The organism is Phytoactinopolyspora endophytica (genome assembly GCF_004138495.1).
GTDB classification, from domain to species: Bacteria; Actinomycetota; Actinomycetes; order Jiangellales; family Jiangellaceae; genus Phytoactinopolyspora; species Phytoactinopolyspora endophytica.
Window position 1 is genome coordinate 504,705 of the sequence record NZ_ML142849.1, and the last position, 8,550, is coordinate 513,254.

The following is an 8,550-nucleotide window of genomic DNA, read 5'->3' on the forward strand; positions in this document are numbered from 1 at the left end:
GCTGTTGCTCCCGGACGCGCCACTGGTGGCGTGGTGGCCGGCTGAGGCACCCGAGGTTCCGGCTGAGGACCCGGTCGGTGCGCTGGCCCAGCGCCGGATCACCGACGTGGCCGCGTGCAAGCGTCCGTCCGCGGCGCTGAGTGACCACGCCAACGGTTACCGCCCCGGCGATACCGACCTGGCATGGACCCGGCTGACCCTGTGGCGGGCGCTGCTCGCGGCCGCACTGGACCAGCCACCGTACGAAGAGGTCACCGCGGTCCGGGTGGTGGGCGGATCGGAGAACCCGAGCGCCGACTTGCTCGCAGGCTGGCTGTCGATGACGCTGCGTTGCCCGGTCACCCGCACCAAGGCGAGCGGAGTCGAAGGGATGCTAAGCGTCCGTCTCGAGCGCGCGTCCGGCCCGATCGTCATCGAACGCCCGGACGAGGACGTGGCTGTGCTGAGCACTCCAGGACGGGCGGATCGCAAGGTGGCGCTGCCGCGCCGGTCCCCCGGCGAGTGCCTGGCCGAGGAGCTGCGCCGGCTGGACCCGGATGAGGTCTACGGCGACGTCCTGCTCAACGGTCTCGAGCTGCAGCGGGAGACCGGCAAGACCACCCGCACGAAGGTCAAGCGCTGACCGTGCGGGCTGCACCGTTCACCCGTCCCACCCACCGGATGACGAGGTCCACATGAGCAATCACAGTGTGGTCGTGCACCATGATGCGGAGGTACTCGCCGAGGCAGCCGCCGCTCGCCTGATCACCCGGCTCGCCGACGCCCAGGCCGCCCGTGGGCAGGCGTCGGTCGTACTGACGGGCGGCCGGATCGGGACGGCGATGCTGGCATCGGTACGGCGCTCCCCCGCCCACTCGGCCGTCGACTGGTCCACGGTGGACATCTGGTGGGGCGACGAGCGGTTCCTCGGTCGGGGCGACGCCGAGCGGAACGAGACGCAGGCGCGCGAGGCGCTGCTGGACCACATACCAGTCGACGAGTCCCGGGTGCATCCCATGCCGGCCGACGACGGCGAGTTCGCGGGTGACCCGGAGGGCGCCGCAGAGTGGTACGCCGCGGAGCTCGCCGCCGCGACGGCGGCGAACGCGGACGCCGAGGTTCCGGAGTTCGACGTGCTCATGCTGGGGGTGGGCCCGGACGGCCACGTCGCGTCGTTGTTCCCCGAGTTTCCCTCTCTGGACGACGAGCGGCCGGCGGTCGCGGTGCATGGCGCGCCCAAGCCGCCGCCGACCCGGCTGACGCTGACGTTGCCCGCGATCCGCTCGGCCGCCGAGGTCTGGCTCGTGGTGTCGGGCGAGGACAAGGCACCCGCGGTGCAGATGGCGATGTCCGGTGCCGATCCGACGCAGATCCCCGCCGCCGGAGCGCAGGGCCGGCACGCCACCAGGTGGTTGCTCGACGAGGCGGCCGCGTCCAAGCTCCCGCCAGGTCTGAACCGCCGCACCACGCCCTGACGACGGAGTCCTGGATGAAGCATCTCGGTATCCTCGCGCACAGCACGGAGGGCGCCGCCCTCTGCTTCCGAGCGTTCTGCCAGGCAGGATTCGCCGAGCTGGGTCCACATCAGCATCCAGACGTCACGTTGGACTGCATCGCCATGGGGCGCAGCATGGCCGCATGGCACGCCGGAGACTACGTATCGATCCGGTCCACGCTGTCGATGAGCGCCCAACGGCTCGCTGACGCTGGCGCCGACTTCTTCGTGTGTCCGGACAACACCGCACACATGGCACTCGAACAACCCGGAGCGGCACTGGCCCTTCCCGGCCTGCACATCGCCGAGGTGGTGGCGAACCAGGCAGCCGCAGACGGTCGCGAGCGGGTGGGCGTACTGGGCACCAGCTACCTGATGGATGGCCCGATATATCCTCGGGCGTTCGCCGACCGTGGCATCGCCGCTGAAGTGCCGGATGTACCGGACCGGGACGTCATCAACACCATCATCTTCGATGAACTGGTGAACGGAGTGTTCAGCGAGTCGTCCCGGCAGGAGTATGTACGCATCATCAAGCACCTGGCGGCACGCGGCTGTGACGCCGTCGCCCTTGTATGCACGGAGATCCCGCTCCTCGTGACCCCTGACGTCGCTCCGCTGCCCACGCTCGACTCCACGCGCCTTCTCGCCAGCGCAGCGTTCGACGTCGCGCTCGGCCATAGGCCGATGCCCTCATGGCGCGGTGGCCCCGCCTGAACCACCGGTTGGCGGTCACGGAAATAAAAGTTGCTCGGCTAAGGAATGCGGCGGGAGACGTCACACAGCGGCCGTTGCTGAAACGGCAATGAAAATGGACGGGACTTAAAGCGTCTGACACCTTCTGGGCATGACCGAGGAACAAGAGGCCGGGAATGAGCTCAAGTGTCTCCTGCCGCAGACGATGGCCGTGAACACCCACCGCGCGGCCGGCAGATTCCGCAGCTAGACCACCACCCCGAACACGACCCGGCAAGGACCCACAATGGACGTCTTCCTCACCGGCGCAAGCGGCTACATCGGCGGAGCCGTCGCCAAGCGCCTGATCCGCGACGGGCACACCGTGCGCGGTTTGACCCGTACCCCCGGCGTAGTCGATACGCTCACCGCAGCGGGCATCGATCCGGTCATCGGCGAGCTCGACGACGGCGCTCTGCTTGAGCGGGAAGCCAAGCGGGCAGACGCGGTCGTCAACACCGCACACAGTGATCACCGCGGCGCCGTTGAAACCTTCATCGGTGCGCTGCGCGACTCGGGCAAGATCCTGATCCACACCAGCGGAACAAGCGTCATCGGCGATGACGCCCAGGGCCAGAGCGCCTCAAGCAGTGTCTTCGACGACGCCGTGCCCTTCAGTCCGGGGGACCATGAGATCCGACGGGCCCGTTACGCCATCGATCGCGCTGTCGTCGATGCTGGTGGAGCAGGGCTACGCACGCTCGTGCTGTGCAACTCGCTGATCTACGGCAACGGCACGGGCCCCCGCCCGCAGACCGTGCTGATCCCGCCACTGGTCACCCAGGCCCAACGCAGTGGAACCGTCCGCGTGGTCGGACGCGGCCTCAACCGCTGGTCGACCGTCCATCTCGACGACATGGCCGACCTCTACAATCTGGCTCTCACCGAACCTGCCACAGAGGGGTTCTACTTCGTGGAGGGCGGCGAGGATGCGTCGTTCGCCGAGATCGGACAGGCGGTCGCCCGGCGGCTGGGCCTGGAGCCGGTCGAACCGTGGGGTCTGGACTCTGCCGCGGCCGCGTGGGGCGAAGGATTCGCCCGCTACGCGCTCGGCGCCAACAGTCGCGTACGCGCAACCCGGGCACGTGCCCTCGGCTGGCGCCCCTCGCGTCCTCCCATCACCGCCTGGATCGAGCACGACATGCCCTTGCCGTGATTCCCAGGCACTGGCGGGCCCCATGAGCGCAGCTGCCCCGGCCGTCTCGCGCTCTTGCTCCACGCCTTCCTTCAGCGGCACTCTCAAAGGAACCACGGACCACATAGTGTGGCCCGGCATGATGGAGATCAAAGTGACGGACGAGGGTAGGCTTACCTACGATGAGCTCCGTGCGATCGGTCAAGGCGAAGAAGAAGTGCTGTAAGAGCACGCCCAGATGCAAGTCCTGCCCGGTCGTGCTCAAGCGGCTGGCTGACGCCGGCTTCGCCACGCGCGAGAGCAAGAAGCGCTACCTGTTCGGCGCCAAGGTGCCGAAGAAGGCCCTGACCCGCGCCCGCGCAGTCTGACATCACTCACATGTCAAGGCCATCTTTCCGCGCTATGAGGCCACATGAGTTCCTCCGGCGCCTCCAGCACGTTCCTTTTCCCGACCATAACGGTGGGTTGGCGCTGGTATACCCGCGTTGAACAGCGCTGACACCGAATCTGGTCAGACACGTCGTCATGCGGCGATACCTTGATCTCAAGGAATATCTCCACGAGCCGAAGGAGCTGACGTCGTGGCCGGTGGACGCATCCGGTGATGGGCCCGAATACCAGGCATGGATGGCGCCTGCCTCCACGTGGAACGGCGCGCCGGGGCACAGCGAACACGCAGGCACGCCGGCGCCCGCGCCGAATCGGCCCGCCCGCTCGCGGCGACCTCATCGCGGGTATCAGCGTCGCGCTGGTCCTCGTCCCGCAGTCGCTCGCCTACGCGGAACTGGCCGGGCTGCCGCCCGTGCACGGGCTGTACGCCGCTGCCATGGCACCCATAGCCGGGGCGCTGATCGGCTCCTCCCCCTACCTGCAGACCGGGCCGGTCGCACTGACCAGCCTGCTCACCCTTGGCGCGCTGTCCCCACTCGCGACAACCGGCTCGGCCACCTTCGTCGCCTACGCCGCCATCCTGGCTCTACTCGTCGGCGTCGCCCGCGTCCTGCTGGGTCTGATCCGCTGGGGCGCGCTCGCGTACTTCATGTCCATCCCGGTGGTCACCGGGTTCACCGTCGCCGCGGCCGTGTTGATCGTCGGTTCCCAGGTGCCGAGCCTGCTCGACACGCCCACCGACTCCGACAACCCGGCCAGGGCCGCGTTCGACGCGCTCTCCAGCCCGGCCGAGTGGAGCGTCGCGGCACTGCTGGTCGGCCTCGCAGTGGTCGCCGTGGTGCTGGGCGGCCGCCGCATCTCGGCTCTCGTCCCCTGGGTCCTGATCGTCACCATCGCCGCCCTGGTCGCGAGCCGCACCGGGCTGATCGACATCGCCGAAATCGGCACCGTTCCGAGCGGTCTCCCACCGATCTCCTTGGACCTTCCCTGGGAAGCGGTACCGGACCTCATCGTCCCTGCCCTGCTCATCGCTCTCGTCGGCTTCGCCGAGCCCGCCTCGATCGCCCGTAAGTACGCCGCAGCTGACCGACAGGAGTGGAACCCGAACCGAGAGTTCATCGGGCAGGGCCTGGCGAACCTCGCCGCCGGTGTCGCCGGTGGCTATCCCACGGGCGGTTCGTTCTCCCGTTCCGCGCTGAACCGGATGACCGGGGCCCGCACCCGCTGGAGCGGCGCCATCACGGGCGTGACGGTCCTCGCGGTCCTCCCCTTCGCCGATACTCTCTCCGCCCTCCCGACGGCGGTCCTGGCCGGCCTGGTCATCGTCGCCGCGATCTCGCTGGTCGACCTGAAGCCATTCCTCACCTACTGGCACTACTCGAAGCCGCAGTTCCTGGTGGCCGTGCCGACCTTCGTCGCGACTCTGTTGCTCGCGCCGCGAGTCGAACGCGGCCTCCTGATAGGCATCGCGCTCGCGTTCGTCGTCCACCTCTGGCGCGAGCTCCGGGTGGACCTGCGCACAACGGTCAAGGACGGCACGCTCTACGTCCACCCCGAAGGCGTGCTGTACTTCGCTTCCGCGCCCATGCTGGAGACACAGCTCACCGCGCTACTCGCCGAGAACCCCACCATCACCCGGGTTGTCCTCGACGTCCACCGCCTGGGCCGCCTCGACCTCACCGGTCTGATGGCTCTGCGTGGTTTCGCCGAGCAAGCACAGAGCTACGGTGTCAACGTCGAGGTCCACGACGTTCCGGACCACGCCCGCAATCGCGCCCACCGTGTCCTCGACCCCATATGCCGCGTCGTCACCACCGAACCCGATTAGGAGCCCTGCGGGCGCCAGGGCAACGCCCAACGCTGCTAAGTCGGGCGGTTTTCGAGCTGAACGGACCTACAGGACTTCGGCATGGGCACGATCGGCAGGCATGGCTCGGGGAAGAACCAGAACGGAAAGCGCGGGGAAGGGCCGGAGAGCTTGCGCGGCCGATCTTCCGAAGGCGCAGACAAACGCGACCAGCACGGGAAGCCACCCGCCGGAGGCGTGAGAGGCCGCGGAAGCTCTCCGGCCCCACCAACGCAACCACGCCCGAGCGCGCGGCTAGAGAGTGGGGCCGAATGAAGCGTCGAGGACCGCCTAGAGGCGTCGACGCTGGCGGAGCGCCGCCAATGCCTCTTCGAGGAGCGCAGCACCGTCTTCGTCGCTGCGCCGCTCTTTGACGTACGCCAAATGCGACTTATAAGGCTCCGCACGCGGCGATGGCGGCGGATTCTCCTTTTCCTGACTGGCCGGCAGACCACACCTCGGGCAGTCCCACGACTGTGGTACGTCGGCATCGAGCGCGAAGTACAGCGGACTCATGTGGCCGCGGCCGCAGTAGAACATTACTTGACGACGCGGGGCTGACTCGCCTCGTTCGTCCTCTCCCATTGGGCCGGCTCCGACCCGACTCCCCCGGATTGCGTTACCACCGGCCACCTCGTCAGTCCTCCCTAAGCTCCGGCGACAATCGACAAGGATGTCCTTGGCGCCGGGCATGCGTGATGGATCGTAGCGAGCAGAGGTCCTGCCACATGCCTCGCACGATGGAGGACGTGGAGCCGACCGACCGACGACGGGAAGGCAGCGCTGCACCAGCCGGACGTCGTGCGGTACACCACGGATCCATCACGCGGGCCCTAAACGAGCAGTCCGAGTGCGACGATGCTCGCCGCCCAGACCAGGCCGACTGCGATAGTCAGCCGATCCAGGTTGCGCTCGGCGACCGAGGAACCTCCGACGGACGCCGAGACACCACCACCGAACATGTCCGAGAGGCCACCGCCCTTGCCCTTGTGCATCAGCACGAGTACGAGCATAAGCAGGCTCGTGATCACCAGCAGGATCGCGAATATCAGCGTCACGGCGTGAGCCTCATCCTTATCGAGCGAGTAGTTGGTCGGCTAGCCAGAAGTGTACCTCGGCGATCACGACTGGTCGAAGCGGCAGATCGCTGCGAACCCGTCGGCGTCGAGGCTGGCGCCTCCGACGAGTGCGCCGTCCACGTCAGGCTGATCCATGATCGGCCCGACGTTGGCTGCCTTGACCGAACCACCGTACAGGATACGGATCGCCGCGGCCACATCTGGCGAGTAGAGCTCGGCGAGCCGGGTACGGATGGCCGCGGCCATCTCCTGTGCGTCCTCCGGCGTGGCCACCTCGCCGGTGCCGATCGCCCATACCGGTTCGTAGGCGATCACCAACTTGGCGGCCTGCTCGGCGCTGATCCCGGCGAGGCCACCGTCGAGCTGAGCCAGCGTGTGCGGAACATGCTGGCCCGCCTGACGGATGTCGAGGCCCTCCCCGATGCACAGGATCGGCGTGAGCTCGTACCGGATCGCTGCCTTGACCTTCGCGTTCACCAGCTCGTCGGACTCGGCGTGGTGCTCGCGACGCTCCGAGTGCCCGACCGTGACGTACGTGCATCCCAGCTTGGCCAGGAAGGCTCCGGACACTTCGCCGGTGTAGGCACCGGAGTCGTGCGCGGAGAGGTCCTGAGCGCCGTAGTCGATGCCGAGCTTGTCGCCGTCGACCAGGGTCTGCACGGACCGGATGTCGGTGAACGGCGGCAACACCGCCACGTCAACCTTCTCGTGGGTCTTCTCGTCGAGCGAGAACGCCAGCTTCTGCACCAGCGCGATCGCTTCGAGATGGTTGAGGTTCATCTTCCAGTTTCCGGCCATCAACGGCCGGCGAGCATTGGTCGCCACAGCGCCTTATTCCTCCAGAATCGCGAGGCCGGGGAGGGTCTTGCCCTCGAGGAGCTCCAGCGACGCTCCGCCGCCGGTCGAGATGTGCGTGAACGCCGACTCGTCGAGGCCCAGTTTGCGGACCGCGGCCGCGGAGTCTCCCCCACCGACCACGCTGGTGCCCCGGATCTGCGACACCGCCGTCGCGACATCCTTGGTGCCGGCGGCGAACGGTGCCAGCTCGAAGACGCCCATCGGGCCGTTCCAGACCACGGTCTTCGCGTCGGCCAGCTTGCCACTGAACAGCTCCACGCTGGCCGGTCCGATGTCGAGACCCTTCTGGTCGGCGGGGATCGCCGACGCGTCCACCACCGACGTGTCGGCGTCGGCGGAGATGTCGGCGGCCACGACGACGTCCACCGGCAGCACGATCTCCACGCCGGCCTGCTCGGCCCGGTCGAGGTAGCCCTTGACGGTCTCGATCTGGTCGTTCTCCAGCAGCGAGCCTCCGACCTCGTAGCCCTTGGCCGCGAGGAACGTGAAGGCCATACCACCGCCGATCAGCAGGCGGTCCACCTTGCCGAGCAGGTTGTCGATGACGCCGAGCTTGTCGGACACCTTCGAGCCGCCGAGCACGACGACGTATGGCCGCTCCGGCGTGACGAGCACCTTCCGGAATGCCTCCATCTCGGCCTCGACCAGACGCCCCGCGGCGTGCGGGAGCCGCTGCGCGACGTCGTACACGCTGGCCTGCTTGCGGTGGACGACCCCGAAACCGTCGGAGACGAAGCAGTCGGCCAGCGACGCCAGCTCGTCGGCGAGCGCGCCACGCTCGGCGTCGTCCTTGCTGGTCTCGCGAGCGTCGAAGCGCACGTTCTCCAGCACGGCGACGTCGCCGTCGTTCAGGGAGGCCACGGTCTTGCGGGCGCTCTCACCAACGAGGTCGGTAGCAAACGCCACATCGGCGCCGAGCAGTTCGGACAGCCGCTTGGCCACGGGCTCGAGCGAGTACTTGGGCTCTGGCGCGCCCTTGGGACGGCCCAGGTGCGCGGTGACCACCACCCGTGCGCCGGCCTCGGCCAGCGCA

General features: G+C 68.1%; 10 protein-coding genes. 6 read left to right on the forward strand and 4 right to left on the reverse strand.

The genetic code is table 11. From position 1 onward, the window contains the following. The 6 genes from ELR45_RS40310 to ELR45_RS02290 all read left to right on the forward strand — a co-directional run. Positions 1 to 622: glucose-6-phosphate dehydrogenase assembly protein OpcA (locus ELR45_RS40310; RefSeq protein WP_240759086.1), on the forward strand; the 622-nt coding region annotated here is incomplete at its 5' end. 52 nt (positions 623 to 674) lie between these two features. Then, positions 675 to 1,454: a 6-phosphogluconolactonase gene (gene pgl / locus ELR45_RS02270; RefSeq protein ID WP_129663066.1), complete on the forward strand. Its 780-nt coding sequence runs from the start codon at positions 675 to 677 to the stop codon at positions 1,452 to 1,454. A gap of 14 nt (positions 1,455 to 1,468) precedes the next feature. Then, positions 1,469 to 2,191, forward strand: coding sequence for an aspartate/glutamate racemase family protein (locus tag ELR45_RS02275; protein WP_129663068.1), 723 nt, complete (start codon positions 1,469 to 1,471; stop codon positions 2,189 to 2,191). 265 nt (positions 2,192 to 2,456) lie between these two features. Beyond that, entirely contained in the window at positions 2,457 to 3,365 is a 909-nt protein-coding gene (locus ELR45_RS02280) for an NAD-dependent epimerase/dehydratase family protein (RefSeq protein WP_129663070.1), read from the forward strand. Positions 3,366 to 3,526: 161 nt separating this feature from the next. After that, on the forward strand, positions 3,527 to 3,712 hold the full coding sequence (locus ELR45_RS02285; protein ID WP_129663072.1) for a hypothetical protein: 186 nt from the start codon (positions 3,527 to 3,529) through the stop codon (positions 3,710 to 3,712). Positions 3,713 to 3,948: 236 nt separating this feature from the next. Next, complete coding sequence (locus tag ELR45_RS02290; RefSeq protein ID WP_205855713.1) at positions 3,949 to 5,562, forward strand: SulP family inorganic anion transporter; 1,614 nt, start codon at positions 3,949 to 3,951, stop codon at positions 5,560 to 5,562. 309 nt (positions 5,563 to 5,871) lie between these two features. Here ELR45_RS02290 and ELR45_RS42255 read toward each other — a convergent pair whose 3' ends face one another. The 4 genes from ELR45_RS42255 to ELR45_RS02310 form a co-directional block, all read right to left on the reverse strand. Continuing rightward, positions 5,872 to 6,213: an RNA polymerase-binding protein RbpA gene (locus ELR45_RS42255; protein WP_129663443.1), complete on the reverse strand. Its 342-nt coding sequence runs from the start codon at positions 6,211 to 6,213 to the stop codon at positions 5,872 to 5,874. Positions 6,214 to 6,413: 200 nt separating this feature from the next. After that, positions 6,414 to 6,638, reverse strand: a complete 225-nt coding sequence (secG, locus tag ELR45_RS02300) for a preprotein translocase subunit SecG (RefSeq protein WP_129663076.1) — start codon at positions 6,636 to 6,638, stop codon at positions 6,414 to 6,416. A 63-nt stretch (positions 6,639 to 6,701) separates the two neighbouring features. Continuing rightward, positions 6,702 to 7,457 (reverse strand): triose-phosphate isomerase, encoded by a 756-nt coding sequence (gene tpiA, locus ELR45_RS02305; protein WP_129663445.1) that lies wholly within the window; start codon positions 7,455 to 7,457, stop codon positions 6,702 to 6,704. Between the two features lie 33 nt (positions 7,458 to 7,490). Continuing rightward, on the reverse strand, positions 7,491 to 8,550 hold a 1,060-nt coding region (locus ELR45_RS02310), incomplete at its 5' end, for a phosphoglycerate kinase (RefSeq protein ID WP_240759089.1).